Here is a 25,042-nt window from a genome sequence, read left to right on the forward strand (position 1 = left end):
TGAACGGAGATCGATGATCACCCTGACCTTTCGGCCTCAGTAGTAGGACTTTGTGTTCGTTCCAATAGGCCAGGGCACCCGGCGAAGCCCCGAGGTCGGCGATCGGCGGGGCATGCGGCCGGTCTGCTGGAAAGCCTGGATCATGGCGCTCGCCATGCCGCCGACCTGGAACGCGCCCTCGATCGACTGGGGGTGGGCACTCAGGAACTGCAGCGCCTGGGTCTTGGCCGTCGCCGGATCGTCGTACCCAACCGGCGAGCCGGCGATCTTGGCGTCCGGGCAGCCGTCGAGCACGACCTGCACGCCCGGGTAAACCACGTCTTTGGCCTGAGTATCGGGCACTCCCTGCATTTCGAGCAGGCTTCCCTTGCCACCCAGCACCGGCATAAGGCTTTGGGCCAGGTCCGCGCCCTTCAAGGGCATGTTTCCGTCGAGGCCGATCACATACGGGCTGGACGAAGCGGCAATCGGCGCGATGACCGGGATGCCTGCCTTACCCGCCTCATCCAGAACCGCCGCATCCGCCGCGGGCGCTATCAAGAACACGATCATCAGATCAGGCTTCTGCTGGATCGCTTGCTGGAACTGCTGGATCTGCACCTGAGCGTTGTTGTTCGCGTCTTTGACGACCAGATTGACGGTGTTCCCGGCCTGGCGCTTGAGCTCCGCCAGAAATTCCTAGGCGAACGGGTTTTCGAGACTGCCAGGATTGACGTCGATGGTGTACGGGCCGGGATGCGCCGGCTTCCACCCCGCCCACGCGCTGGCTCGAATCGTGCCCTGGTACAGGTTGTACGCCTTCTGAACGGCGCCCGGAAACCGGGCGAGCACGCCGTCCGGGCGCGATGGTGTTACGAATGGTCTTGCCGTCCATCGCGACGGCGACCAGCGAGCCGGCCGGATCGCCTGCGGCGCCCTGCGATTCGACTCTGCGAGGTCATCCTCGACACGTTCAGCGTCCTCAGGACGTCCTGAACAGAAACGTGGAGGGCAGATAGAGCGGCAGCCCACAACATCGGGGTTGAGTAGCAGCGGTACGGCGGTTGGCGCTAAGCCACGATCCGCTGGTCAGCTAGGTGTTGGCCCGTTGGGCGCTCGGAACGAAAAGTAGCGTTAAGCACAAACCGCAGGTTACGGCGCTGTTCCTGGGTTGAGACTGGTGAGGGTCACGTATTCAACTGTCGCGAATTCGTCGCGGAGATGGCTTTGTGTGATCAGCGGCGTGTCAGTGCCAGATGCGGCCAGCACCGGCGCAGCGGAGTTCGCCAGCGTGTCGGCGCCGGGGTATGCCCGCTTGCCCAACACCTTGGCGCGCGTCTTATCAAGCGCCCTGGCCCTCATCGAACACCGGGTCCTTGTCGACGGTGCGGTGCCAGCGGCGCGCGTGACTATCGGAGTAGCTGATCGTCCAGTCGAAGTCGACGTCAGGGCCGCCGCCCATGTCGAAACGCTGGGCCGTGCCGTCGTCGTCGACGAATTCGACGTAGAACTTGCACGTTCCCCCGAACCCGTCCAGCTTGTCGTGACGAGATCGGTTGCCAGGCACATTGGGGTTGAGCCGCAGTCCCCAGTTGGGGTGATCGGAGCGCTTCAGCTCGTCCAACTCGATGCCGAAGAAGGGCTCGGTGGCGTCGTTGGTGACCTCGATCGCGTACCCACCGGATCCGGTCAGCTGGCTGGTGACCTTGCGCGCGTGGGCCAGCGCGGCCGCGGCTTGAGCATCGTCCTCACGCTGGTGCTGCCGCTCGGTCAGCTCGTTGGCGATGCGCGCCTCCGCTGCGGCTTGCTGGGCGAGCTCGGTTTGCCTGGTCGTCTCGGCCAAGGCTGCTCGCGCAGTATCGGCCTGATCGCGGGCGGTTTTCCGAGCTCCGCGCGCTTCTGCGGCTTGCCAGATCGACACGCTCATCGCGCCGAGCGTGATCCCCGCGGCGACGATAGCCACGATCGTTTGACTGTCCACGGCAACCGATTTTGCCGTGTCTTCTTAATCCCGCGGCCTTGCCCCGGGCTTGAGCAGCGGTACAGCCGTTGGCGCTAGGCCAAGATTCTCAGGTCATCTAGGTGTTGCGACCACTGGTCGTCGGTAGCGGAAGACTTTTCCGAGACCACTGATGGATAGGGGCTCACGCCTGGTGTGCGGCGTGTCGGGCGAATGCTTCGTCGAGCCGGGCGGGGCCGAGCCGGTGCAGGAATGATCGGCCGTTGTCGCAGGTGTGGCAGAGGGTGGCGCAGGCGACGTCGAAGCCGCCGGGTTTGCTGAATGCGGAAGTGACCGCGTGCAGGCCGGTGGTCCCGCTGCATCCGGCGCAGCTGTCGTTGACCGGGCAGCGGCTGGTGTCCAGTAGCGCGTCGTCTGGCCCGGCGAACGCGGCGTCGTCGAGCTCGTCGACGTCGTTGCCGGGGCCCATGATGTGCCAGCCGGTCAGGTCGAGGCCATCCGGGATCGGCCCGACGTAGACCAGGTCCTCGTGGTGGCCGGCCGGCTGGTGCCGGGCCTGCTGCTTGTCGGCGCGGGCGGCGCGGCGGCGCAGCTTGTCCGCGCGCCCGCTGCCGGTGCGGGTCTTCTTGGCCATGATCGAACGTCCTTCCGGTGAATGGGTGCGGGTGGGTCAGTGGGTGCTGGTGTCCTCGGCGCGGAACCGCGGCTGGCGGCCGATGCGGCGGGCGACGGCGGCGATCTCCTCGACGGTGTAGGAGCTGCGGGTGCCGGAGATCGACATCCCGGTCGCGGCGGCGAGGTCTTTGAGTTGGTAGGGCTGGGGCTTGATGAACTCGCGGCCGTAGGCGACCAGCATCCGCATCCGGGCTTCGGCGGCGCGCATCTCCTGCCGTGCGGCGTTGATCTCCGCCAGCAGCGGGTCGTAGTCTCCCTCGGCGTGCTCCTCGGTGAGCCGCAGGTTCTCTTCGTACTTCTCGCGTTCGTCGGACACGTCGCTGCGCCAGGCGTCGAGGACGTCTTCGTCGCCGTCGGGCACGTCCTCGGCGCCCGGCCACGGGTAGAGGATGTCGACCAGATCGTCAATCATGTCGCGCTTCGCCATGCGGTTCAGTCTGCGCTACGAATTTCAGTTTTCGCAACGAGATTCACTCGAAGGAATGCGGTGCGATGGAGCTTCCCGGTGTCGTGTTTCATAGGCGACCACCTATGAAACACTCGGACGCGCACCTCGCGTTCAGGGCGACCCGTGTTTCATGGGACGGTCAAACGAGTGGACAGATGAAACACACCCATGAAACGATCTCGGGGTGAGTGACGACGATTTCCTCCGGGTCGAGGACCACGACTGCCCGATGTCGAGCTGCGCCGCCCCGGCCGGGTCGCCGTGCCGGACCGGAACCGGGCGGGTCGCCGTGCAGTACCACACCGCGCGGTTCCGGCTCGTGCCCTCGCTCGCCAAGGCGCTCGCCGTCGCCACACCCGCACTGCGCAAGCCGGGCACAGCATGGACCGAGCTGCCCCGGCCCGCGGCAGCCGGTGCCGATCCGGCCGGCCACGCCCGGATCGGCTACGCCCGCGCCTCCACTGCCCGCCAGTCCCTCGACACCCAGCTCGACTCCCTCGCCCGCGCCGGGGTCACCCGGGTGTTCTCCGAGAAGATCTCCACCCGTGCGCTGCGCCGCCCCGAACTCGACAAGGCCGTCGCGCTCGCCCGGGAGATGCGCGTCTCCGGGATCGCGGTCACCCTCGTCGTGCACGAGCACAAACGCCTCGGCCGCGGCATCGAGCTGGCCACCCTCGCCGAACAGCTGCGCGCCGCCGGCATCGGCCTGCAATTCCTCACCGGCGAACTGCAGGGCTCTCACGACCCGGCCGGGATCGTGTTCACCGTGCTGGCCGCCTTGTCCGGGATGGAACGCGAGTACATCCGCGACCGCACCCTCGAGGGCCACGAAGCCGCCCGCGCCCGCGGCAAGAACATCGGCGGCGCCGCTGTCACCGACGACGCCATGCTCTCCCACGCCCTGCACCTGCGCGACCAGCAGAACCTCAGCCTGCGCGACATCGCCGCACGCCTGGTCATCACCACCGGCAAGAAGAAGGGCCAGCACCCCTCCCCGGCCACCGTTCTGCGCATGCTGCGCGACCACGACCAGCGCGCCGCCGCGGCGGCCGGATCATGACGGCGGTACCGGTGCCACCGAAGCTCTTCAGAGGCGCGGCCTGGGCCGCCCTTTGCTGCCGGGGATCCCAGCCGAGGATGTTGCAGACGCGGCGAGCACGTGCGACATCGTTCGGAGGTATCGGAGACCAGCCGGTGGACGTGCAGGTCGGGGCCGCCACGTTCACCGGCTGGTTGACCGAGCGCCCAGCCGCGGCCGTGTGGTCTACCGGGATAGCTGGTCCTCGACAGGGGTGGTCCGGGCCTTCGCCCTTGAGCACCGCCCGGACCACCCTGCTTGACCGATCAGATCAAAAGGAGCGGGTCCATTGTGGCTTGCCTCACGGTCGGCCTGATAGAACACGATTGGGGGTTCGGCTCTCCGGTTCGTCCCAGTCCTACCCCGTACGGCGGCACGGTCGGACCGGAACAGCGTATTAACTGACAGCAATAAGCCGATTACTATTGGTTTGATCGGTATGTGATGTGGCAGGGCTTCGCAGACCTTGGCGCCGGAGGGGCCCCGGCGCTGTCGAGGATCATTACTGCGAGGAGCACGTCATGGCGAACCAGGTCCTGGATCTGACCCCGTCGGGTCCGCTCAACAAGCTCGCGTCCCAGATCCAGTCGACCGGGGTAGTCAGCACAGGCCAGGCCCGCTTCCACGGGATGCTGTCGTGGCAGCCCACCGATACCCGGCCCTGAATATCCGGCCCTATGACGCCTATTTCGGCATTATCGGGATGTTCCGGGCGGGGTACCTGCTGGGTGTCCCGGACTACACGCAGACCGCGTGGAACGCGCTGGCGGCGTTCATGGCCGACATGGACGGCAACGGTTACACCCATGACTATGTGTGGGCCAATCGCCAGTTCCGGGACGGCACCATCAACGCCACCGGTGTCCTCACCTCACCGTCCCAGGCGCAATTCACGCCCTCGGATGTGGGCAGCCCGATCATCGGCACCGGCCTGACCGGGACGGTGACCATCGGGGCGTATCTGTCCGCCACCCAGGTGCAGTTGACGGGCACCACCAGCGTGGTCGCCACGCCCCAGGCCTACGACATCCTGACCTTCGGGCCGACGGGCCAGTGGGTGACCAGGGCCCCGGTGTGGGCGGACTCGACCGACTCCTACGCCGCGATGTTCCTCGTGGCCCTCTACGCCGGTTTCCAAGCCACAGGGGACCGCGCCCGCGTCCAGGCCTTCGCACCGGGGGCGCTGGCGGCGCTGCTGGCGCTGACCACGACACGGCAGCGCAACGGTAGCTTCCTCGGCCTGCCTGACGGTGCCTACAATGTCACCCTGCTGGAGGACGCCGCCGAAGTCTCCATGGGCTGCCGGGCTGCGGCTTTCCTGTTCGGCCCGCGCCAGATCATTCCCGGTCACACCGACGCCGGGATGCTCGCCGAGCGATATGCCGACCAGAACCAGGGCTTCATCCGCACCTTGTGGGATTACACCAACCCCGGCCGCACGATCTCGCCGGTGCAGATGACCGCCGGCTCGAACCAGCTGACCGGTGCGTTCCTGCCCGGCGACGTGGGATCGGCGATTTCCAGCGGTTCCCCCGGCGTCCCCCTGGGGGCGGCGATCACGGCAGTGCTGCCGGGCGGCATCGCCGTCCTCGACAGGCCGGCGACCGGCTCGAACGGCAGTGGCAGCGTGACCACGGTCGTCCCGGGTTTCCGCTGGTCCCAGAACATCGACACCGTGCCGCAACAGGACCCGCCGAACTGGGCGACGCTGATGCTGGCCTACGAACAGATCTGGCCCGTGCTCGGCGGCGTCATCGACGGCCGCCTGGCCACCTCGGTGATCAACCACTTCCTGGCCGCCCAGCCGACCTTTTACGCAGACACCGACTACATGGGAGGGTTCGGCGAAGACGCCCTCCTCATGGCCGGCCGCCCCACGGAAGCCCTGATCACCGCGCTCGGCTACACCAACTCGACCTATAACCTCGTGGCCCGCCTCTCACCCCCCTTCGGCTACCCCTTCACCATCGGCAAATACGGCGCCCTGATGATCGCGATCACCGCCGACGCGCCCGATTCGGTCATACCGCCACGAGCATGAAGACGGCGCAGGTAGTCCGGCCCGGAACCATCCGATTGGTCTGACTCTCTCCGCTGTGGCGGCACACCTCAGTCGAGGCCGAGATTCTCCGCGCTAGCCGGGTCGCGCAGCGGCCGCAGGCCACGGGCGGGCTGGGAAGCGATGATCGCGTACCGTCCCAGGACGTTGATGTGTTTGTCTTTCAGCGGGGACAGCCGAGCCTTGTCGGCCTCGTCGATGACGTGCCCGTCGGCTTCCAGGCGGGCGACCGCAGCATCCAGATAACGGGTGGTCCAGAGCACCACCGCGTTGAGCACCAGGCCGAGGGAGGCCAGCTGGTCTTCCTGCCCTTCACGGTATGCCTGCATGATTTGGCCGCGTTTGCCGTGGCAGATCTCCCGTGCCAGCCGGTGCCGGGACTCCTGCACGGTGAGCTGCCGGTTCATCCGCCGTCGGTAGGTGTCGTCCACGGGGTCGCACAGGGCGAGCAGGTGCATGGTCTTGTCGATGCGCCCGTACTCGGCGAACGCCTGCCCTAGCGGCGACATCCGCCCCTCCCTGCCGAACACGCGCAGCAGGTCATAGGCGCGGACCTGGTTGGTGATCAGCGACCCGGCCACCCGCAGCATGTCCGGCCAGTGCGTGATCACCCTGTCCAGGTTGACCTTGTTGCGGGCGATCGCGTTCAGCGGCCCGTAGTCGGCCGGCGTCCGGTCCTTCTCCCCGGGCGTCTCCGCCCGCCAGAACCGCTGGTCCGCGAGATCCCGCAGCCGCGGGGAAAACCGGTAGCCCAGCATCGTGAACAGTCCGAACACCATGTCGGAGTAGGAGGCGTGGTCGGTGGCGACCATCTCCGGCTTCACCCCGCCGTCGAGGTTGAGCAGGGTGTCCAGGATGAACAGGCTGTCGCGCGGGGTGCCCCGGCACGACCATCGCCCCGATCCCCGACACCTCGTCGTTGACCGCGTTGAGCCAGGTCAGGCCCCGTTTGTAGCCGTAGTACTTCGGTGAGGGGGCGGCGTTGACCGTACGAGCGGGCACGACGAACCGCACCCCGTCCACCGAGGCCAGGTGCCCGCCGCCCCAGCAGCGGGCCAGCGGGATCTGCGACTGCGCCGCGATCAGCAGCGCGTTCGCCGCCGCGATCGTGTCCCCACGCAGGTAGTTCTGGTCCACGTGCGAAAGCCGGGTGCGGGTCAGCTCCACATGGGCCGGGTTGATCACCGGGGTCAGGCCGATGTTGCACGCCTCGGCGACCAGCAGCGCCACCAGCGACACCGGCAGCCCCGCCATCCGCGAGGCACCCTCGGAGACATGGGTGAAGGCATCGAGGAACCCTGTCCAGGAGTGCACCTCGAACAGCAGGTCCGGCAGGTCGATCTGCGGCAGCATCGCCGCGGTCGTCTTCTTCAGCCAGGTCAGCGACTCCGGCTCGTCCACCGCGCCGAGCTTGTCCACACTCAACCGCGCCCGGCCGCCCTCGGGCGGGACGACGACCTCGACCTTAGCGTCCGGCCCGGCCTCGGCCATCCGGTCGGCCATCTGCCGCCACGCCGCGTCCAAGCCGCGCGTCAGCTCGGCCAGGTGCTCCTCGACCGGCATGTCCAGGCTCAACCCGGCCAGCACGTCCGGTGCCACCGCCTCCCACTGGGGCCCGTCCAGCAGCCGTGCCCGCGGGTCGGCCCACCGATTGGACGGGGTGGCGTAGACGTCACGGCGCAGCAGCGCCCGGTGCAGCTGCTCCAGCACGCACACCACGTAGGCGTCCCGATCCACCGCCCAAGCCGGCAACGCCGGATTGGCGAACACCACCGGCTTCCACGACCGCGGCACCAAATCGACGTCGATGTCGGTGACCGGCGGCGACTTCGAGGCACCCTTGCGCCGCGCCAGCCGCGGCAGCGTCCGCACCGCAGCCAGAATCTTCCGCCCGCCCTGCGCCGCGGCCAGCGCCTCGGACTCGCCCAGCAGCGCCAGAAACGGCCGAACCGTGTTGTAGCGGGCGGTCAGCGCCTTGCGCAGCGCGATCTCAGCCGACCCGTCATCGACAGGCACCAACTGCTCGACCATCGCCATCGCCGACGTGATCTTGTCGCGGGACGTGATCTCCTCCAGCACGTGCCACGCCAGCGACGGGTCCAGAGCGACCTGGTCCCGGTCGGCTTCCTCCAGCAGCCGCAGCAACGCACCCGACACCCGCTTCAGCGTCCGGGAGGCACGCTCCAGCTCCGGCAGGTTCGCCAGCCGCTCCTTATCGGTCGCGCGCTTGGCCGGCGACAGCAACCGGGTGGCCATCAGCAGCGCGAACAGATCCAGCGCGTCGTCAATCGCGGCCGCTTCCAGATTGCCCATCACCGCCGTCAGCAACGCGGTCCGCCGCGGCTCCGGCGCCCGCTCCAAGGCAGCGGCCTTACTGGCCATGCCGTAGCGGGCCAACGTGGCCAGCCGGTTGACCGGCACCCGCGACAGATCCACCCGCCCCATCCCAAACCCGGAAATCTCGTTGACCCGATCCAGCGCCTTGGCCATCGCAGTCCCCGTCGACCGGGTCGGCGGCCGGCGCAGCCGCTCCAGCTCCGAAAGCCGCGCCCCTTCCGGGACCGGCAGCAGCCCCACCAGCGCCCGCGGCAACTCCCGGTCCGCCCGATGCGCGGCGCGAGCCACCGAGGAGTGCAACCGGTCCTCCGCCGCGGTACGCGCGGCCGAGACCTGCCGGGCCAGCACACTCACCCCCGGCAACAGCACCCGATGCCGGCGCATCCACGCGACCGCGTGGTTGAACAACGCCACCGGCCCCTCAGCGTGCGTCCACGCCCGGCCGTAGAGGAAAGTGCGGAACTTGCGACCCCACTCGCGGTCCTCATACGGGTGGTAGCCGAACGCCTCCTGAATCTCCCAGGCGTGCTCGTAAGCGGTCTTCTCCCGCTCGGTGTAGCGCTTCACGCACGACGGGTCGCCGATGCCGAGCTGCTCAGCGAGGTACTCCACCACCGGCCACGGCACCCTCAGGGGATCTTGCAGGAACAAACCCACGTAACGAACAGTGCAAACCTGAAGAGCGAACCCCAAACGCGAATGATCCCCACGACGCTTGCCAATCAGACGCCGGTCCTCGTCATCAAGGAAGAAAAACCGCTCCAGCTCCGGACGGGTCGGCTCCTGCGTGAACGTCCCGTAGGACTCAGCCTGCTCATCAGTCAAGAACTCCACGGGCACAGCCCAGAACCTAGCCGATCAGCTCTGACCTGCGGATCTTCGCTTAGCGCCAACCGCTGTACCGCTGCTACTCAACCCCGAACATGCGCAGCCGCCAACAAATCCTCCGACGGGGGGAGCGTCGTTCTATGGCGGTTTCCCCGTTGGAGAGCCACGGTGGCAGGCGGCTCGGGCGGCCGACGATGATCCCGTCCTCGTCGACCGTTACGAGGTCGCCGGACCGGATCGGTGTGCCGACGAGGTCGAGTTGGTCGAGCACGCGGCCGGCCGGTCCGGCACGGAGCCGGAACGGCCGCTGTTCTCTTGCGTACACACACATCGGGGCGTGGCGAACCTGCGCGACGTCGCGGAGCGCGCCATCGATCACGAGGCATTCCCAGTCGTTCTTTACGGCCAGAGCGACGAGCGTCGCTCCCACCACGGCAGGACATGCGGGGGACCGCGATCGCACGACCAATGCCTTGCCCCGGCCCGATTGTGCCAGTACCTCGAACAGGATTCGGTTGTCGGCGTCGAGGTCGACCAGCGCTGCCCGGCCCGCGCCGGCTGGGACACCGCCGAAACGCCGTAACGCGAGGTCGGGGAACCGGAGCACGTCGAAGAACTCGTCGCACAGGTCGGCGGTGCTGAGCCGCCGACCGTTCATTCGCGTGCGCCGGAAGGCAATCCGAGGAAGGCCCCGATTGCTTCGATGACAGCTTCTGGCTGGTCGATCTCCACGTTGTGCGCGGCGTCGCCGATTTCGTGCAGCGTCGAAACGGGGAGCATGGCGTGCAGTAGCCGCGGTGCCTCCGCAGGTACCACACCGTCCTTCTCGCCGTGGATGATCAGCGCCGCCACCCGAACGGAAGACAGGAGACCGACCAGTTCCAGGTCGCGCACGACGCCCCCGCCGTAACGCCCCGCCGCAGCGCGGTTCGCCGCGACCGTGTCGGCCGTTCTCGTCTCGGGTCGGCGTTTCTCCGGATGTGCGAACGCCCGGGCGAGGAACGTCGCCGGGTCACCCTCCAAAGACGAGCTGCCTTCCGGGCTGAAGCCGGCAGGGCTTTCGAGTACGAGGCGAACGACCCGGGCCGGTTCGAGCCAGACGAGCCAGCAGGCGATCCACGCGCCGAAGGAGACTCCCACGACTTCTGTGGTGCCACCGACTATCTCGTCGACGAAGTCGAGTGTGCGGTGGGCGACGTCTCGCATACCGGCACCCTCGGGGAGCGGCGCGGTCCCGTCGAAACCCGGCATGAGGGGGAGATAGACAGTGCGCGTCCGTGCCAGCGCCTCGATCACTGGGGTGATCCGCACCCCGCTCGCACTGTGAAGGTGCACGAGTGGGGGCCCCTCGCCGCCGACGAGGTAACGGGTTACGCCAGTGGTCGCATCTCGTGATCTCGTCACGAAGTCCATGGGATTTCTCCTCGTACGTGGGGGTCAGTCGGGCAGCACGGTACGAAGGACGCGCAGCAGGTTGCCACCGGCGATCTTCGCCAGGTCCTCCCGGCTGTACCGGGTCAGGAGCTCGGCGATCACGGCGTTCCGGTCGAGCACGGCCGGGCCGAGTTGGTCCTCCATTCGGTAGATGCGGTACTCGATGTCGAACGTGCGGTCGTTCTTGCCGGCTTTCGAGTCGTAACCGGGCAGATAAGGCTGAATGCGGTGAGCGTCCTTTTTGGACCTGTGCCAGTCGTCCTGCGCGGTGAGGCCGACATGGTCGGCGCCGACGAGGTTCACGAAGTGGTCGATGTGCGTGAGGAAGTTGTCCAGGTTTCCCGCCATCCGCGCGTCGGGACAGATGACGCCGCCCTTGGCGGCAGCGGCGATCACGAGCTCGTCGGGTGCGGCACGACGGACCGCGTTGTTCTTGACCCCAGCCCATTCCACTTTCGGTCCCGCCGCCATCAAGGAGCGTGACATCGAGTGGCTGAAGATCGCCGGATGTTCGGAGAGCTCCACCGCGTCCAGCGCGGTCTTGTCACCAACGTGGGAAAGGTCCACGACGACGCCCCGCCGGTTCATGACACGGACCGCGCGCTCTCCGACGACGCTGAGGCCTCCGTCCGGCTCGGCGGAGAATCCGCAACCGTAGTAGCTGTTGTCCCGGAACGCCAGCGCGCAGCACCGCAATCCCATGTCCGCGAAGGCTTCCAGGTAGTTCATGCTGTCGCTGAGCGCTTTCGGATTCTGGAAGCCGAGCAGGACGCCGACCTGGTTGGCCGCGATGCCGTTCTCGAGGTCCCGCTTCGTTTCGATCACGTAGGACTGCGCGTGCTTTCGTACGACTTCTTTGACCGCCTGCAGGTTCTCCATCGCCTCCAGGGTGTCGTCCCACGTGTCGTTGGCGGTGCACCCGACAGCGGAAACGCCGAGTTTTACCGATTCGTCGAGGAACTCGGGCGAGAGATCCTCGAACCACGAGGCGCCGACACCGTTGAAGATCGTCATGCTGTCCGACATTATTTCTCCTTCTGAGTCCTTACTTTTCCGTTTTCAGCGCGGCGACGCGATGACCGTCGCCACCAATGCCGCGACACCACAGACGACCTAGGCAATCGAGTACGCGTGATCGAGTGCGTGGAACGCGACATCTTTGAGCGGGTTGGCTGGGATGGCGTTGGCACCCAACGGTCCGGACCGCACCGTCCGGACTGCGGCCTCTGCCGTGGCCCGTGCGCCCGTGGGCAACTGCGAAGGGGTCCGTTCGAACGCGTCGAGGGCGGATCGCAGCGTGGGGTCGCCCGCCAGCCGGTCCTGGATCTGCGCGGCGGCTCCGCCGAGCGCGATGGCGCTGACCACCGCGGGCCCCAGGGTGAACCCGAAGTCGCGCAACTGATTGGTCGACCCCGAAGCCATTCCGGCCAGGTGTCCGGGCACGGAGTTGACCGCGACCGCGGTGACCCCGGAAAGCGCGAAGGCAAACCCGATCCCGACCGGTGCCAGGGGCGCCACGATCGGCCAGATCGACAAAGAGGCCGCGGACTGCGTGGAGATCCACAGGTCACCGGCACCCATCAGGAGGAATCCACCGCCCAGCGCCCACTTCGGCTGGTAGTGGGCGATGGCTCGTTCCGTCAACGGCAGGAGCGCGAGGGTGAAACCCAACAGGAGCACGAACGCGACCGCAGTCTTCAACGGTGAGAACTTCTGGATCGCCGAGAGCCTGATGCTCGTCGCGCTGACCGTGCCGAGGAAACTGAACATCCCGATCAGCGTGACCGCGGCGTTCACCGCGAAGGCGCGGTTCCGGTAGAGCGCCAACCGGGGCAGCGGCGCGGGTGCCCGATGTTCGACCAGGACGAAGAGGGGAGCGAACACGGCGAAGACGAGGAACCCGGTGACCACCCAACTGTTCCGCCAGCCGCTCGTGCTGCCCTGGATGATCGCTAACAGCAGAGCCAGCAATGCGATGGTGAGGGTGATCTGCCCTGGCCAGTCCAGCGATCGTCCTGCCGGAGCCGAGGAGTTTTGGGCGGTGAGGGCCACCGCGGCGCAGGTCAGAGCGAGTACCACAACCGCGAGGAACGCCCACTTCCACGCCGTGGCGGGGATACCGGCCCAGTTGAACCGTGCCACCAGCCCACCCAGCAACGGCGAGACGAAGCCGCCCGTCGCGAGCGCGGCTGACCACACGGCGATGCCGTGCGCGCGGGCCCGTGTCGAGTGTGTGGCCGCCGCGACCATGGCCAGCGAGGTCGGGAACAGCACCGCCGCGCCGACGCCTGCGATCGCCTGCCCTGTCCAGAGCACCGCCACTCTGACGTCGGTCCCGGCGCTCGCGCCGGGGGTGCACACGCAGACGAGTTCGCCGAGTGTCAGCAGCAGGCTGCCCGCGATCAGCAGGCGCTTGCGGCCGAAGAGGTCACCCAGGACCCCGGAGGCCAGTTCGAAGAGAGCAACCGGCACTAGGAACGCGTCCGAGATCCAGGTCAGCTGGGCCGACGTGGTCGCGAGATCGCGCTGAAACAGGCCGTTGAGCACAGCGGGGATCGCCAACGCGATCTTCGCGACACAGGCGGCGAAAGCGGTCGCACATACGGTACCGCGGGACGACAGACTCATGGAACCTCCACGTTGAGCTTCGGAGTCGGTGATACGCATTCGCGTCGTCGCGGGCGAGCGCGGCTGGGTTCGGCCGCGGAACGGTCAGCCGAGGCCGTGAAAGGGTTCGGCGTCTAGGTAGATGACACGCGTCTGGAAGTAGGCGTCGAGCCCTTCGGGGCCGAGTTCGCGTCCGTAGCCGGACTGCTTCACTCCGCCGAACGGAATCGCGACGTCGAGGTACTGGCCGTTGTTGATGTTGACGCTGCCGCTTTGCATCCGCCGGGCCAGCGCGAGTGCACGCTCCGGGTCGGCGCTGTACACCGCGTCGTTGAGGCCGAATTCCGTGTCATTGACGATCTTCAGCGCCTCCTCCTCGTCTTCGTAGGGCAGGACCACCAGGACCGGCGCGAAGATTTCCTCGGTCGCGACCCGCGAATCCGGTGTGACCCCGGTGATGATCGTGGGCTCGACGTAGAACCCGGTGCCGAGCCCTTCGGGCATACCGCCACCGACCGCGAACCGCCCACCGTCGTCGACGGCGGACCGCAGCAGGCCAAGGACATGTTCGTGCTGCGCCCGGCTGATCAGCGGGCCGACCTGAGTGTCCGGATTCGACGGTGGCCCGACGATGATCTTCGCGAACGCTTCCGCCAGCGCTTCGACGATCTCGTCGTGGCGCGGTACGGGCACGACGAGCCGACTGGGCTGAAGGCACATCTGACCGTTGTTGAACATGATCGCCGGCACCATCGTCCGCACCAGCCGGTCGAGAGGCGCGTCGTCGAGCACCAGGGCGGCGGCCTTGCCACCGAGCTCGAGTGACACGTGCTTGAGGGTGGGTGCCGCTGCCGCCGCGATCACCCGTCCGGTCGCGGTGCTTCCGGTGAAGGCGATCTTGTCGACGCGCGGGTCGCGAACCAGTGCCTCGCTCGCCTCCGGCCGGCCGGTCACGATGTTGAGTACGCCGGGTGGCAGGCCGGCACGTTCCGCGGCGTCGGCCAGGTAACCGGCGCTGAGCGGGCTCAACTCCGAGGGTTTGAGTACCACGGTACAGCCGGCGAGCAAGGCGGTCGGGAGGTTGAACGCCGCCATCACGATGGGACTGTTCCACGGCACGATCTGGGCGACGACGCCGACAGGCTGCTTCTCGATGAGCGCGGTGACCCCTGTCCGCCCCACCCGTCGCTCGGTCAACTCGATCTCGTCAGCGAGATCGGCGTAGTAGCGCAGGACGGCGAGCATCGCCTTAGTGCCACCGATACTGTCCGGGCGAGGCAATCCGGTCTCTCGCATCACCAGTTCGGCTAGTGGCTCGACATCCGCTTCCAGTTCGTCGGCGAAGCGCCGCAGGACCGCCGCCCGGTCGGTGATGCTCGTTTGCGGCCATGGGCCGTCCTCGAACGCCGCACGTGCCGCCTCCACCGCCGCCGACACATCGTCCGCCGAGGCGGCCGCGGCCTCTCCGAACGGCTGCTCCGTAGCAGGGTCGACCAGACCGAACGTCTCACCTGTCGAACTCGCCCGCCACGTGCCCGCGATATAGACGCCTCGCTTCAGAACCGGGATGGTCATCACGCGTTCTCCTTGGCAGGAAGGGGATCGACCTTCGCCAAGAACCGGCGGAGCAGGGTGTTGAAGGCGACCGGCGTTTCATAGGGCGGGAAGTGCCCGACGCCGGGAAGTACGGTGAGCGACGCGCCCGGGATGAGTTCGGCGATCCGCTCGCCGGCGGCCGGCGGCGAATTGCCGTCCGAACCGCCCACGACGACCATTGTCGGGCACGTGATGTCCGGCAGGTTCTTTTCCAGGTTCAAGCCCCTGATCATGTCCCACATCAGGGCGTGGAACTCGCCGTCCTGCGCTCGCAGGCTTTTCCCGGCGCGGTCCAGAACGTCAGGCCGCTGGTCGCGAAAGGACGGTGGGAACCAGCGTTCGTTGGTCAGTTCGGCAATCGTCGCCATGCCTTCCTCTCGTGCCACACGGGAACGTTCGCGCAGCACGTCGCGAACCGGTTCGGGGAAGGTGCACAACGTGGCAATCAGGGACAGTGACCGGACCAGATGCGGTCGCCGGAGCGCGAACGCTTGCGCGATCATGCCGCCGACGGACAGGCCGACCAGATGCGCCGGCCCTGCGGCCGCGGCGTCGAGTACCGCCTCCAGCGTGTCGGCCATGACCTCGAAACTCGGTGGTGTCGTGAGCGCGCCTGAAGCGCCGTGGCCGGGCATATCGAATGCGAGGAGATCGCGCTCCGGGCCGAAGGTGGAGAACTGGTCGCCCCACCAGGTCAGGTCGAGTCCCACCGGGTGCAGGAACACGACCGGGGATCCGCCCCGGGGTCCTGTTCGCACCATGTTGATCGTTGTCACGCCGGCTACGTCGAGGGTCGTCACGAACCCACCTCCCAAATACGCTACAAACTGTAGCGGAAAAATCGGTCCTGGTCAAACGCGTGGCTCGGACCGACTGTCGAGCCGGGGCGTTTTGGCTCGCCCCCTGCATCGGCGGCAACGGAACGGGTCGGCGTGAAAAGATGGCCACATGGAGCCGGTGCCGGAAAGTACGGGAGCAGATCACGACGGCCAGGGCGCCGAGCGCAGGCGGGGAGCTGGACGCCCGCGGAGCCAGTCGGCGCACCGCGCGGTCCTGGAAGCCGCTTACGCGATCCTGGAGGAGGGCGGGATCGAGCACTTCTCGATCGATCGTGTTGGTCGCCGCTCCGGTGTCGCGCGGACCACCATCTACCGTTGGTGGCCCTCGAAAGCCGCGCTCGCGATCGAGAGTTTCTTCAACCAGTTCGAGCCGCAGGTCGCCGGTCCCCGTAGTGGTGTGCCGGACGACGATTTCCGTGCGCTCGTCCGTTCCCTCGTCGCCGCCCTTGCCGGCCCCGCAGGCCGGGTCGCGGCCTCGGTGGTCGCACACGCACAGGGCGACAAGGAGACACAGCGCCGTTTCCGCGAGAATTTCTCCGACCCACTCCGCAAGCAATCGACCGAAATACTGGAATCCGGTATCGCACGAGGCACGTTTCGGCCCGACCTCGATATAGCGCGGGTCATCGACGCCTTTGTCGGCGCCGTCTACTTTCGCTTGCTCATCGGCAGCACACTCGACCGGGACTGGGCGGACGCGCTCAGCACAACCGTTCTCGACGGATGCCGGCGCGCGGGCTGAGGGCGTTCGTCGGCCGGATGGAAATCAACGCCCACGACTATGGCCCGAGGACCGGGCGTTCCTTGCCGTAGTCCTTGCGCCGCTCTCTCACGTGGCGCCGCATCGCCTGCGTCTGCTGGTGGCGGGACAGGTCGGCGGAGGGTCGAGCGTCTCTCGTCGACGAAACCCGCCGCGCCCAGACCGACACGGGTCACCGTGTAGTCGCTGAGCAGCTCGCGGACGGCGTCGGCAATGGTGTCCTGGGTCTTAGACGGGTCGTCGGCCGGTGTCGGGCGGCGGGTGCGGGCGACGATCCGCCCGCCGACGTCGACGACCCCGGCGGCGATCTTGGTACCGCCGACATCGACCCCGATGGCGAGGGTTCTCTCGTCGGTGTCTCGCGCGGGCTTGGGCGTCGCGCGGGCGGCGGACGCTGTGCCGTTCGTGATGTCCGCCTGATTAGCTTGTGCTGACCGAGCATCGCGACGTCGATCTCGTCGAGGGAGGTGACGACGATGTCGGGATGCTCGGCCGCGAGCAACTCCTCGTCATCGGCCCTGGCGACGCCCAGCGCCGACATGCCGCCGGTCTTGGCGGCCTTGATGCCGCTGGCCGCGTCCTCGACGACGAAGCAGTCGCGTGGGGCGGCGTTCAGCTCCGCCGCGCCGGTGAGGAAGATTTCCGGGTCCGGCTTGCCGTGGGCGAAATCGCGGCCGGAGATGTCGGTGTCGAAGGAGTCGAACAGGCTCAGCCCGGGTGTCACGAAGTCGTAGGACAGGCCTTCCTGCTTGGCGAAGGTGTCCAGCCGGATCTGCTGCAGGAAGAGCCCGGCGTTCTTCGACGACGACGCCGCGGTCGGGATTCCGCCGGTCTTCACGGCGAGGACGAAACGCAACGCGTCGGGATATGCGTGGAATTCGCCGGCCTCGATGAGCTTGATGACCATGTTCTGTTTGCGTGCGCCGTAGGTGCCGGCCCGGTTCTCCGCGTCGGGTACCCGGAAGTATTCGAGCGCGGCCAGGGCACCGGCGGCCCTAGGCTTGCCCGACATCACCTGCTGGTAGACCTGCGGGGTGATTCCGTCGTCCGTCCACGCGGTCCGGTCGCGGATGCCGGCCCAGTCGGTCTCCATCAACTCGCGCAGCGAGTCCTTCCAGGCTCGCGCGTGAGAGTCGACGAGCACACCATCGACGTCGAAGATGGCATCCTCAAAGCCCGTCGTCATGGCGGATCCTTCCCGTGTGGTTCACCCGGCTCGTCTTGGTCGCGCCGGGTTCGCCGGACAGCGCGAACACGCAGCTTTCGCCCGCTTCGAGCGCGCGGACCTCGCCTCCGACACCGACGCGGACACCTCCGCGGAAACCCTCGGGGAGCGCGAACACGGTCAGTTCGTCTCCCGCGATCGAAACCTTGAGCGGGGTGCCGCGAAACTGCATGGACAACACGAGCCCGTCGAGCCGGTCCAGGAGGGTGGGCGCGAAGTACAGCACGCCGTGCCTGACGTCGCCTCCCACGTAATAGCGCTGGAGCAGGTCCAGTGTTCCCGACATGACGCCCATGTGAATGCCTTCGGAGGTGGTGCCACCCTGGACGTCGCCGAAATCGCTCTCCAGCGCCACCATGAACCGGTCCCAGGAGATTTTCGGGTCCCGGGCGGCGAGCACGCCGGCGTGGGTGACGAGGCTCAGCGTCGAGTCGTGGGAGGTACGCCGGTCGTAGTAGTCGATCGTGCGCCTGCTCAGCTCCGGGTCGTGCGCGTAGCCGAGCCGATCGAGCAGCGCGCCGAGCTCGCCGTCGGAGAACAGGAAGAACAGCATCACCACGTCGGCCTGCTCCTGCTTGGCCACCTTGAACTGGTTGGGATCCTCGCCCTCGGCGCGCAGGATCCGGTCCATGCGACCGGTCTTGGAGTGCGCGGCGTGGTAGCGCTCCCAGTCGAGCTCTTCCAGGTCGAGATAGCCCTCGAACTGGCTGATGATGCCGTTCGGGTGGAAGGGCACGTACATCCTGCGGCTCATCTCGTCCCACCTGCGCAGCTCGTCTTCGCCGAGTCCGAGGCGGGCGCGTAGCGCGGCGCGGCGGGTGGCCGGCAACAGGGTCAGCAGACGGCCGGCGGTGTCGGCGATCCACGCCGCCATCACATTCGTGTAGGCGTTGTTGCGCAGGCCGCCCTCCTCGGCGCCGGGATAGCGCTCATGGAATTCGTCGTCCCATCACACCGTGGATCTCGAAGCGGCCCCGCTCGGGGTTGTAGTGGGCGATCGAGGCCCAGAAGCGGGCGATCTCGAGCATCAGCTCGGCGCCGTAGTCGCTGAGGAACTCCTGGTCGCCGGTGGTCTGGCAGTACATCCAGACGTTGTAGAAGATTGCCGCGTTGACGTGGCGCTGATTGTGGCTGAGGTGACGAAACGACGGCTGCGCAACGTGGTCTCCCGGCCGGCGCGGTCACGGAGGCGCAGCTCGCGTTGCACCAGCCGGATGTCGTAGGAGTGTTCGTAGGAAACGAGTTCCACGTGGTCGAGCCGGATCGCCTCCTCGCCTTCGATGCGCAGCTTGAGCACCAGCCAGTTCGGCAGGCTGACCAGATCCTCGTTCAGCACCGGCCGCCCGCCGAGGATGGTGGTCTCCCGTTGAACGCGCCGTGCGCATAGGTGCCCGGGTAGTGCACGCCGCCGGCGTCCTCCCACTCGGCCGCGCCGCGGGTGCAGAAGTAGCCGTTACCCGTCGAGGTCAGTGATTCCCGCAAACCCTCGCTGCCGGGGTCGAAGTGGTGGTAGGCAAACGCCCAGCCGGACCGCGAATATCCCTCTTCCGGCACCCGATTCTGGTCTGCCGCCACGGTGGACAGCAGCCGTTCGACCTGCGCGGGAGACGAGAGTGCGAATTCGGCCGCGGTGGCCCGGCCCACCACCTCGGATCATCGGGCCGGCCGACGATGATGCCGACGCCGCCGACGTCCGCCATCGCCCGGAACGCGTCCTCGTCGGTGATGTCGTCGCCGAGATACAGCGGGACCACGTCAGCCGAGTCCAGGCCGAGTGCGTGGAGCAGATAGCGCACCGCCCGGCCCTTATGCCAGTCGATCTTCGGCTGGAGTTCGTAGACCATCTTGCCCGGGGTGATCTTCAGCTGGTCTCCCCGCTCGGCCTGGACGGTGGCCACCACCCCGGTGATCCGGTCGTGCTGCCCCGGATCGACCAGTCGGTAGTGCACCGCGACCGACGCCTTCTTCGGTTCCACCACCGCGCCCGCGATCGAGCCGACCTCGGCACGCAGCCGTCGCGCGACCTCGTCGATGAGGGGTTCGAAACCGGTCGCGGCCTCGTGCTGGATCGTGCCCTCGGTAGGGGCCCAGGTGTCGAAACCGTGGCTCCCGGCGACCACGAGACTCTCGATCCAGGCCTGCCTTGGCAGTGAGGGCTTCCCGCTGCCCGAGGCCCCCACGATGGCCACCAGCCGGCGCTGGCGCAGCAACTCCATCGGCGATTGGTTAATCGCGGCCGAAGAACCATTCCCGATGCTCGGGTTCGAACCGCGTCAACCCCCGATACGGTGCCGCTTGGCGATGACATAGGACTGCTGCAGCGGCCAGCCGGAAACGGCACGAACCGGCGGTCCGGATCGGGCCCGCACCGCGACCCCGTGCTCTCGCGCGATCCTGGACCACCCTTCGTGCGACGAGGATACGGTCATGAGGTCGCCGGCACGTCGGCGTTCCGGGTGCGTGGTCATCAGAACCGCAATACACTTCCGGAACTGCCGACAGCGCTAACGACGACCACGCCGTGGGTGACGCCAATGGCCAAGGGTGTACCAGTCACCCAGCGTAGAGCGCCGGACACTGCGCGGTCGGCGACTCGTCCACCGCAGTCCACCGCTGCCAGCCCGTACACCGCCGTCCCTGCACGCGGGCGAGAACCGCGGGTAACGGCAACGGCTGCCGGGAGGCCGACGGGGAGCGCCCGTCCTGGACCCGGGTCGGGGGGAGAGCGACCGGGTTGATCACAGCGCCGGTCATGCCGACCACCCCCACCACAGGCACAGTGAGGACCCGCAGAACGCCGGTTCAGGGTGTTGGAGTGCGTTCGAGCACTGATACGTAAGATGTGGCAGGCATGCCACGAAAGTGTGCCCGAGGGGGAAATCGAATACGTGTTCGCGATATTCATGCGCAGGATGCGTGTTCATGCGACAGAACATAGCTGCGCCGCGTCATTAAGCGCCAGTGGATTCGCGCATGCATGCACCGTCGAAATTTCTTATACTCCAACAGCCTGCGGCGGTCACGGCGCATGCCCCGTTTCCGTAGGTACTGCCCGCGTAATCGTAAAGTCGTTCGCGACTGGGTTCAAGCGATCCTTTTATGAGGTCACCGCGGGTCGAGGTTCACATGCGATCGTTGGCCACCATCTTGCTGCGGCGAATTGGGGCGGCGCCGTGTGGCCTGGTGGCAGCGCTGGTGTCCGTCGACGTCCGGCGCGATCAGGCGAAAGCAGGGCGGATAGTCGGCCAGAGAACGATGCAGGGCTGACCGGCATTCGACACGCGAGTTCCGAGGCCTCCTGAGAGTGTCCGATTTTTGGCTCTGGACCGGATCGGGACTGTCAGCGATCTGGCTCTGTCCAAATTCGGTGGTGGCGCTGGGCAGGATCGAGACCCGCGAGCAAGGCGTGAAGATCCGCGAGGTCGAACAGCTTCTCGACCTGTATCAGGTTACCGACGCGAGTCTTCACGCATGGCTACTCGGCCTCGCCGCGACCGCGCACGAGCGCGGCTACTGGCGAGCGATCCTGTCGGGGGCACCCAACAAGCCAGTATACGAACCTGAACCTGCTGGCGGGTGGGTTGCCGGTTGTGATGAAGGCCGCCCGCGCGAAGGTTCGGCGGGACGGACATCGGCGGACGCGGAGTCCGTCAGACCAGGCACTGCACGGGAAAGTCGTGGGCGAAGTGACGTTGTACGAGACATCGGGCCTACTTCTCAGCGGTGGACAGGCTACCTTTGTGGGCCCTGCACCAGCTGATCGACCGAGCGCGTGTCCTGCAAGGGCTCGCCCGGCGACCCGCTGAGGATCAGCCGCTACCAGATCGGCCTCCGGGAAGAGTTCGCCGCTTTCGGTGTGGTCGGCCGTCAGGCCAACGGGCAATCTCGTAGATAAATTGGGCAGCAACCACTATGGCCGCGCGGTCTGCATTAGACTTGACTCACTCTTGAAAGGGGTATGAATGGAAGCGAAGATTGATGCAACAGTTTCTGATCTCCTACCAGCGTCTGCGCTGGCCGCGAGTGACGACGGGCTTCGCTCTCTCCTTCAACTAACTGAAATCTCCGTTTCGGAAATACTCAAACTGCTATGTGAACGCAATTCTGCACTGCCCATTGGACAGCCCGGCGAGGTGGAAAATCAGGTGCTCGACACGTTGCCCGGCGGTGTCCTGCCCGACCAGGGACTTGGTATCGCGAGTTGGCCCGAACTCTTGCGCGGATTTGTTTCAGGATCTGTCAACCTGGCTGCGGAAAACGTTGCGGCAAATCTTCATGCACCAGTCCTCGCCATCGCGGCTGCGGCCGATTTTGTGGCCAGTATAACCAACCAGTCGGTCGACGCCTGGGAGAGTGGACCTTCGGGAATCGTGTTGGAGCGAGCGCTGATCACCGCTTTGGGTGGCCTGCTTGGCTATTCCGCGAATGGTGGAACACTTACTTCGGGAAGTACGCAAGCAAATTTGCTAGCTCTTCTTCATGCTCGCCAGCGTGTCTATCGATCCAGGGGAATCCGTGATGTTTTTTCCAGTGGGATCTCTCATGATTGCGCGCGACCGCGCATTCTGGCTTCGAAATTGGCGCATGTGTCCATTAAACGCGCCGCGGGCGCACTGGGACTGGGGCAAGATTCTGTTATCAGCGTTCCGGTGGATCGCCGCAACAGAATGATCCCGGAAGCGGTGGCCGACATCCTTTCGGCGTTGAATGACGACGAATACCCGGTGGCGGTGGTCGGCACCGCTGGAACTACGGACTTCGGGTCTGTCGACCCGCTCAACCAATTGGCCGAAATCGCCGAAGCTCACTCCGTATGGTTTCATGTCGATGCCGCATATGGCGGGATGAGTATTTTTTCCGAGCGGGGACGTGAGTGTGTTAAAGGAATTGAGCGCGCTGATTCGGTGAGTATGGACCTTCATAAGCTGGGATGGCAGCCTGCACCGGCCGCCGCCATGCTGCTTCGCGACCCGGACGCGGCCGAATCGCTTGACTGCAACGTGGTGTGTGTCAATCCGCGGGATGATGAGGAAGCCGGATACCGTGGCCTGTTTTCGGAAACCTTGCAGACGACCCGGCGTGCGGACGTGCTAAAAATTGTCGCCTCATTGCGTACTCTGGGGCGTGATGGCATGAGGAGGCTGGTCGACTCGTGTCTTGACCTTGCCGACTATGCCGCCGCGAGAATTGCCGAGCATTCGCAATTATGTCTTGAAAATGAGCCGCAGTTAAGCGTTGTGGTGTTCCATTATGTGCCGTCCGTGGATTGTGTTGAACAGGAGAGGAACGCAATAAACGTCGCCATTAGGCGGCGTTTGATGCGAGACTTCGGAAGTTCTGTGGGCAGGGTGGAAGTGGTGGATCCATCAGGTTCTTCCCGAGAATTCCTCAAGTTCACCTTTGTCAACCCTGACCTGTCTCGGCGTAGCGTGGACGAGTTGATCGGCCTGGTGGTGCAGGCTGGGGAGATCGAAGAGAAGAATTTCCGATAACTGTTCAGCTTGCGACACACGGGGCGTGGCGGGATGCATGACATGGTAGCGGTCTTGTTTCGGGTCTGGATGGGTTGTCGCGTGAGGAGTTGCTCGCGCTCGTCTCTGCGCAGGCCACGTCGGCGAAGGCCATAGCCGGCAACCGGGCACTCGGCCTGGTCGAATTTCGGCCTGGCCAACCCGGGCACCGAGGCCATCGATGCCGGGTCGAGTGAGGCGTGATGGCCACTCCACCGCGCACGGTCCCCGGTTTGGACGGAAAATGACCATGGCTGGCCGCAGGCCGCGTAGCCGGACCGGCGGTCAGCGTACCCAGCAAGGCCCGAGGTGCCCGGTAACACTATTCCCAGAAGAACAAGCGAAGGCGAGAGTCGGGCCATCCGCTGACCCGCCGTGTCGCGGTCGGGACTGTTCCAAGATCGGCTCTGGCCCGAATCCGGTGGTGACGCTCAGTATGGTCATCCGAGCAAGATGCGGTGGCGTAGAAGGGCGAAGCCTGCGCGTCCGTACATCTGGCGTTTGGTGTGGTCTGAACGTTGAGGGGAGTCGTAGTAGGTCGAGTCCTTGATGCGGTGCTGCATGGATGATGAAGGTTTGGCCCTTCGGAGTCGCCCCGGCGGAGGGAGGCTCCAAACCGCCTCATGCTGCGTTGGCTGAAGACCGTCGTGGTGAGCGATGAGGAAACGGCACCGGTGAGGTGTCAGGTGGGGATCAGGAAGACGAACGCGAGTGAATCGTTGCTGACGTGTCGAAACAGATACAGACGACATCGAAACCGGGGTGTCAAACGGATCCCGGGACAAGCCTGGCGGGGGTTCCGCCTGCTGGCCAGGCGGTGTCCGGCATGTAGACGACGTGAGCCTGGTCTGCGGCTTCCGTGTGGAACAGGAGAAGGCATGCCCGGATATGTCCTGCTTGCCATGGGCAGGAGACAGGGAGTGTCCCAAGCGGTGACCACCGTCGAGGGATTGAGTACCGTCGCCGGGCATGCTGGCGGACCGGTTCGTAGTAGCGATGAAGGTTCTGTAATGGGGCTGGAGCGAAGGGGCCGGGTTGTCCGTGGCTGGTCTATTCGATCAACCGGACGTGTTCCGGGAGGAGTCGTTTGGACGAGTTGAGAGCACCAGACAAGCCGTTTGAGATATCGAAGCAGGCGGCCTGGGAGGCGTGGGAGGCCGTCAGGGCGAACAAGGGCGCGCCTGGCGTGGACGGGCAGACGATCGCGGCGTTCGAGAATGATCTGAAGAACAACCTGTTCAGGATCTGGAATCGGATGTCGTCGGGGTCGTACTTCCCGCCGCCGGTGCGTGCGGTGGAGATCGATAAGGCCCGCGGCGGTGGCACCAGGATTCTGGGAGTGCCGACCGTGGCCGATCGAGTCGCGCAGACGGTGGTGGCCAGGGAGTTGGAGCGGAAGGTCGAGCCGATCTTTCATCCTGACTCCTATGGGTATCGCCCGAAGCGTAGTGCGCTCGATGCTGTGGCGGCGTGCCGTGCACGGTGCTGGAAGAAGGACTGGGTGATCGATCTGGACATCCGTAAGTTCTTCGACAGCGTGCCGTGGAATCTCGTCGTTAAAGCGGTTGAGGCGAATACCGACCTGCCGTGGGTAGTGCTGTATGTCAAGCGGTGGCTCCAAGCGCCGCTGGTCCTGCCCGACGGGTCGCTGCGAGTGCGGGATCGGGGTACGCCGCAAGGATCCTCGGTCTCGCCCGTACTAGCGAA

The 25,042-nt window shown here is 66.2% G+C and carries 23 protein-coding genes and 2 pseudogenes; 6 read left to right on the top strand and 19 right to left on the bottom strand.

Annotated features, from left to right (window positions below; all coding sequences use genetic code 11):
• Positions 1 to 36: 36 nt before the first annotated feature.
• From ACFSXZ_RS01170 to ACFSXZ_RS01185, 4 genes are all read right to left on the bottom strand, one after another.
• On the bottom strand, positions 37 to 672 hold the full coding sequence (locus ACFSXZ_RS01170) for a substrate-binding domain-containing protein (RefSeq protein WP_378260365.1): 636 nt from the start codon (positions 670 to 672) through the stop codon (positions 37 to 39).
• Positions 673 to 1,321: 649 nt separating this feature from the next.
• Positions 1,322 to 1,942, bottom strand: a complete 621-nt coding sequence (locus tag ACFSXZ_RS01175; RefSeq protein WP_378260244.1) for a hypothetical protein — start codon at positions 1,940 to 1,942, stop codon at positions 1,322 to 1,324.
• A 181-nt stretch (positions 1,943 to 2,123) separates the two neighbouring features.
• Positions 2,124 to 2,573 carry a hypothetical protein gene (locus ACFSXZ_RS01180; protein ID WP_378260246.1) on the bottom strand — a complete coding sequence of 150 codons (450 nt, stop codon included), beginning with the start codon at positions 2,571 to 2,573 and terminating at the stop codon, positions 2,124 to 2,126.
• A 36-nt stretch (positions 2,574 to 2,609) separates the two neighbouring features.
• Positions 2,610 to 3,041 carry a hypothetical protein gene (locus ACFSXZ_RS01185; RefSeq protein ID WP_378260248.1) on the bottom strand — a complete coding sequence of 144 codons (432 nt, stop codon included), beginning with the start codon at positions 3,039 to 3,041 and terminating at the stop codon, positions 2,610 to 2,612.
• Between the two features lie 205 nt (positions 3,042 to 3,246).
• On the opposite strand from ACFSXZ_RS01185, the gene ACFSXZ_RS01190 reads away from it, so the two are divergent.
• From ACFSXZ_RS01190 to ACFSXZ_RS01200, 3 genes are all read left to right on the top strand, one after another.
• Positions 3,247 to 4,122 carry a recombinase family protein gene (locus ACFSXZ_RS01190; protein WP_378260250.1) on the top strand — a complete coding sequence of 292 codons (876 nt, stop codon included), beginning with the start codon at positions 3,247 to 3,249 and terminating at the stop codon, positions 4,120 to 4,122.
• 539 nt (positions 4,123 to 4,661) lie between these two features.
• Complete coding sequence (locus ACFSXZ_RS01195) at positions 4,662 to 4,805, top strand: hypothetical protein (RefSeq protein ID WP_378260252.1); 144 nt, start codon at positions 4,662 to 4,664, stop codon at positions 4,803 to 4,805.
• Positions 4,778 to 6,181 carry a hypothetical protein gene (locus tag ACFSXZ_RS01200; protein ID WP_378260254.1) on the top strand — a complete coding sequence of 468 codons (1,404 nt, stop codon included), beginning with the start codon at positions 4,778 to 4,780 and terminating at the stop codon, positions 6,179 to 6,181. Before ACFSXZ_RS01195 ends, ACFSXZ_RS01200 begins: the two co-directional genes overlap by 28 nt.
• 68 nt (positions 6,182 to 6,249) lie before the next feature.
• Here the strand turns inward: ACFSXZ_RS01200 and ACFSXZ_RS01205 are convergent.
• From ACFSXZ_RS01205 to ACFSXZ_RS01235, 7 genes and pseudogenes are all read right to left on the bottom strand, one after another.
• Positions 6,250 to 9,376, bottom strand: a pseudogene (locus ACFSXZ_RS01205) (Tn3 family transposase).
• Positions 9,377 to 9,443: 67 nt separating this feature from the next.
• Positions 9,444 to 10,022, bottom strand: coding sequence for an RraA family protein (locus tag ACFSXZ_RS01210; RefSeq protein WP_378260256.1), 579 nt, complete (start codon positions 10,020 to 10,022; stop codon positions 9,444 to 9,446).
• Complete coding sequence (locus ACFSXZ_RS01215) at positions 10,019 to 10,777, bottom strand: alpha/beta fold hydrolase (protein ID WP_378260258.1); 759 nt, start codon at positions 10,775 to 10,777, stop codon at positions 10,019 to 10,021. The genes ACFSXZ_RS01210 and ACFSXZ_RS01215 overlap by 4 nt, the downstream gene beginning before the upstream one ends.
• 24 nt (positions 10,778 to 10,801) lie before the next feature.
• Positions 10,802 to 11,824, bottom strand: a complete 1,023-nt coding sequence (locus ACFSXZ_RS01220; protein WP_378260260.1) for a dipeptidase — start codon at positions 11,822 to 11,824, stop codon at positions 10,802 to 10,804.
• Between the two features lie 87 nt (positions 11,825 to 11,911).
• On the bottom strand, positions 11,912 to 13,426 hold the full coding sequence (locus ACFSXZ_RS01225) for an MFS transporter (RefSeq protein ID WP_378260262.1): 1,515 nt from the start codon (positions 13,424 to 13,426) through the stop codon (positions 11,912 to 11,914).
• 84 nt (positions 13,427 to 13,510) lie between these two features.
• Positions 13,511 to 14,980: an aldehyde dehydrogenase family protein gene (locus tag ACFSXZ_RS01230; protein ID WP_378260264.1), complete on the bottom strand. Its 1,470-nt coding sequence runs from the start codon at positions 14,978 to 14,980 to the stop codon at positions 13,511 to 13,513.
• Positions 14,980 to 15,801, bottom strand: a complete 822-nt coding sequence (locus tag ACFSXZ_RS01235) for an alpha/beta fold hydrolase (protein ID WP_378260266.1) — start codon at positions 15,799 to 15,801, stop codon at positions 14,980 to 14,982. The genes ACFSXZ_RS01230 and ACFSXZ_RS01235 overlap by 1 nt, the downstream gene beginning before the upstream one ends.
• Positions 15,802 to 15,949: 148 nt before the next feature.
• Here ACFSXZ_RS01235 and ACFSXZ_RS01240 point away from each other — a divergent pair, with 148 nt between their 5' ends.
• Positions 15,950 to 16,582, top strand: coding sequence for a TetR/AcrR family transcriptional regulator (locus ACFSXZ_RS01240; protein WP_378260268.1), 633 nt, complete (start codon positions 15,950 to 15,952; stop codon positions 16,580 to 16,582).
• On the opposite strand, the gene ACFSXZ_RS01245 is transcribed toward ACFSXZ_RS01240, so the two are convergent.
• The 8 genes from ACFSXZ_RS01245 to ACFSXZ_RS01280 all read right to left on the bottom strand — a co-directional run bounded on the left by ACFSXZ_RS01245 (position 16,489) and on the right by ACFSXZ_RS01280 (position 20,579).
• Entirely contained in the window at positions 16,489 to 16,875 is a 387-nt protein-coding gene (locus ACFSXZ_RS01245) for a hypothetical protein (protein WP_378260367.1), read from the bottom strand. The two genes, ACFSXZ_RS01240 and ACFSXZ_RS01245, sit on opposite strands and share 94 nt — an antisense overlap.
• On the bottom strand, positions 16,773 to 17,786 hold the full coding sequence (locus tag ACFSXZ_RS01250; protein WP_378260270.1) for an HAD family hydrolase: 1,014 nt from the start codon (positions 17,784 to 17,786) through the stop codon (positions 16,773 to 16,775). The genes ACFSXZ_RS01245 and ACFSXZ_RS01250 overlap by 103 nt, the downstream gene beginning before the upstream one ends.
• Positions 17,770 to 18,726: a glycosyl hydrolase family 65 protein gene (locus tag ACFSXZ_RS01255; RefSeq protein ID WP_378260369.1), complete on the bottom strand. Its 957-nt coding sequence runs from the start codon at positions 18,724 to 18,726 to the stop codon at positions 17,770 to 17,772. The genes ACFSXZ_RS01250 and ACFSXZ_RS01255 overlap by 17 nt, the downstream gene beginning before the upstream one ends.
• Positions 18,727 to 18,754: 28 nt before the next feature.
• On the bottom strand, positions 18,755 to 18,910 hold the full coding sequence (locus tag ACFSXZ_RS01260) for a hypothetical protein (protein ID WP_378260272.1): 156 nt from the start codon (positions 18,908 to 18,910) through the stop codon (positions 18,755 to 18,757).
• Entirely contained in the window at positions 18,853 to 19,161 is a 309-nt protein-coding gene (locus ACFSXZ_RS01265) for a hypothetical protein (RefSeq protein WP_378260274.1), read from the bottom strand. The genes ACFSXZ_RS01260 and ACFSXZ_RS01265 overlap by 58 nt, the downstream gene beginning before the upstream one ends.
• Positions 19,155 to 19,307 carry a hypothetical protein gene (locus ACFSXZ_RS01270; RefSeq protein ID WP_378260276.1) on the bottom strand — a complete coding sequence of 51 codons (153 nt, stop codon included), beginning with the start codon at positions 19,305 to 19,307 and terminating at the stop codon, positions 19,155 to 19,157. The genes ACFSXZ_RS01265 and ACFSXZ_RS01270 overlap by 7 nt, the downstream gene beginning before the upstream one ends.
• Positions 19,292 to 20,041, bottom strand: a complete 750-nt coding sequence (gene otsB / locus ACFSXZ_RS01275; protein WP_378260278.1) for a trehalose-phosphatase — start codon at positions 20,039 to 20,041, stop codon at positions 19,292 to 19,294. The genes ACFSXZ_RS01270 and otsB overlap by 16 nt, the downstream gene beginning before the upstream one ends.
• A 337-nt stretch (positions 20,042 to 20,378) precedes the next feature.
• Positions 20,379 to 20,579, bottom strand: a complete 201-nt coding sequence (locus ACFSXZ_RS01280) for a hypothetical protein (protein ID WP_378260280.1) — start codon at positions 20,577 to 20,579, stop codon at positions 20,379 to 20,381.
• Positions 20,580 to 21,787: 1,208 nt separating this feature from the next.
• Here ACFSXZ_RS01280 and ACFSXZ_RS01285 point away from each other — a divergent pair.
• On the top strand, positions 21,788 to 23,317 hold the full coding sequence (locus tag ACFSXZ_RS01285; protein ID WP_378260282.1) for a pyridoxal phosphate-dependent decarboxylase family protein: 1,530 nt from the start codon (positions 21,788 to 21,790) through the stop codon (positions 23,315 to 23,317).
• Between the two features lie 1,273 nt (positions 23,318 to 24,590).
• Positions 24,591 to 25,010 (top strand): annotated as a pseudogene (locus tag ACFSXZ_RS01290) (reverse transcriptase domain-containing protein); the annotation flags it as partial.
• Between the last annotated feature and the right edge of the window lie 32 nt (positions 25,011 to 25,042).

It is taken from the genome of Amycolatopsis pigmentata (genome assembly GCF_042684065.1).
Classification (GTDB): Bacteria; Actinomycetota; Actinomycetes; order Mycobacteriales; family Pseudonocardiaceae; genus Amycolatopsis_E; species Amycolatopsis_E pigmentata.

What these genes read in the sequence shown, in the direction of transcription:
- ACFSXZ_RS01220 (WP_378260260.1), bottom strand. Translation starts at nt 11,824, where the DNA reads ATGTCGGACAGCATGACGATCTTCAACGGTGTCGGCGCCTCGTGGTTC.
- ACFSXZ_RS01280 (WP_378260280.1), bottom strand. Translation starts at nt 20,579, where the DNA reads ATGACCGGCGCTGTGATCAACCCGGTCGCTCTCCCCCCGACCCGGGTC.
- ACFSXZ_RS01225 (WP_378260262.1), bottom strand. Translation starts at nt 13,426, where the DNA reads ATGAGTCTGTCGTCCCGCGGTACCGTATGTGCGACCGCTTTCGCCGCC.
- ACFSXZ_RS01285 (WP_378260282.1), top strand. Translation starts at nt 21,788, where the DNA reads ATGGAAGCGAAGATTGATGCAACAGTTTCTGATCTCCTACCAGCGTCT.
- ACFSXZ_RS01215 (WP_378260258.1), bottom strand. Translation starts at nt 10,777, where the DNA reads ATGGACTTCGTGACGAGATCACGAGATGCGACCACTGGCGTAACCCGT.
- ACFSXZ_RS01260 (WP_378260272.1), bottom strand. Translation starts at nt 18,910, where the DNA reads ATGTACTGCCAGACCACCGGCGACCAGGAGTTCCTCAGCGACTACGGC.
- ACFSXZ_RS01250 (WP_378260270.1), bottom strand. Translation starts at nt 17,786, where the DNA reads ATGACGACGGGCTTTGAGGATGCCATCTTCGACGTCGATGGTGTGCTC.
- ACFSXZ_RS01195 (WP_378260252.1), top strand. Translation starts at nt 4,662, where the DNA reads ATGGCGAACCAGGTCCTGGATCTGACCCCGTCGGGTCCGCTCAACAAG.
- ACFSXZ_RS01230 (WP_378260264.1), bottom strand. Translation starts at nt 14,980, where the DNA reads ATGACCATCCCGGTTCTGAAGCGAGGCGTCTATATCGCGGGCACGTGG.
- ACFSXZ_RS01240 (WP_378260268.1), top strand. Translation starts at nt 15,950, where the DNA reads ATGGAGCCGGTGCCGGAAAGTACGGGAGCAGATCACGACGGCCAGGGC.
- ACFSXZ_RS01210 (WP_378260256.1), bottom strand. Translation starts at nt 10,022, where the DNA reads ATGAACGGTCGGCGGCTCAGCACCGCCGACCTGTGCGACGAGTTCTTC.
- ACFSXZ_RS01185 (WP_378260248.1), bottom strand. Translation starts at nt 3,041, where the DNA reads ATGGCGAAGCGCGACATGATTGACGATCTGGTCGACATCCTCTACCCG.
- ACFSXZ_RS01180 (WP_378260246.1), bottom strand. Translation starts at nt 2,573, where the DNA reads ATGGCCAAGAAGACCCGCACCGGCAGCGGGCGCGCGGACAAGCTGCGC.
- otsB (WP_378260278.1), bottom strand. Translation starts at nt 20,041, where the DNA reads ATGGAGTTGCTGCGCCAGCGCCGGCTGGTGGCCATCGTGGGGGCCTCG.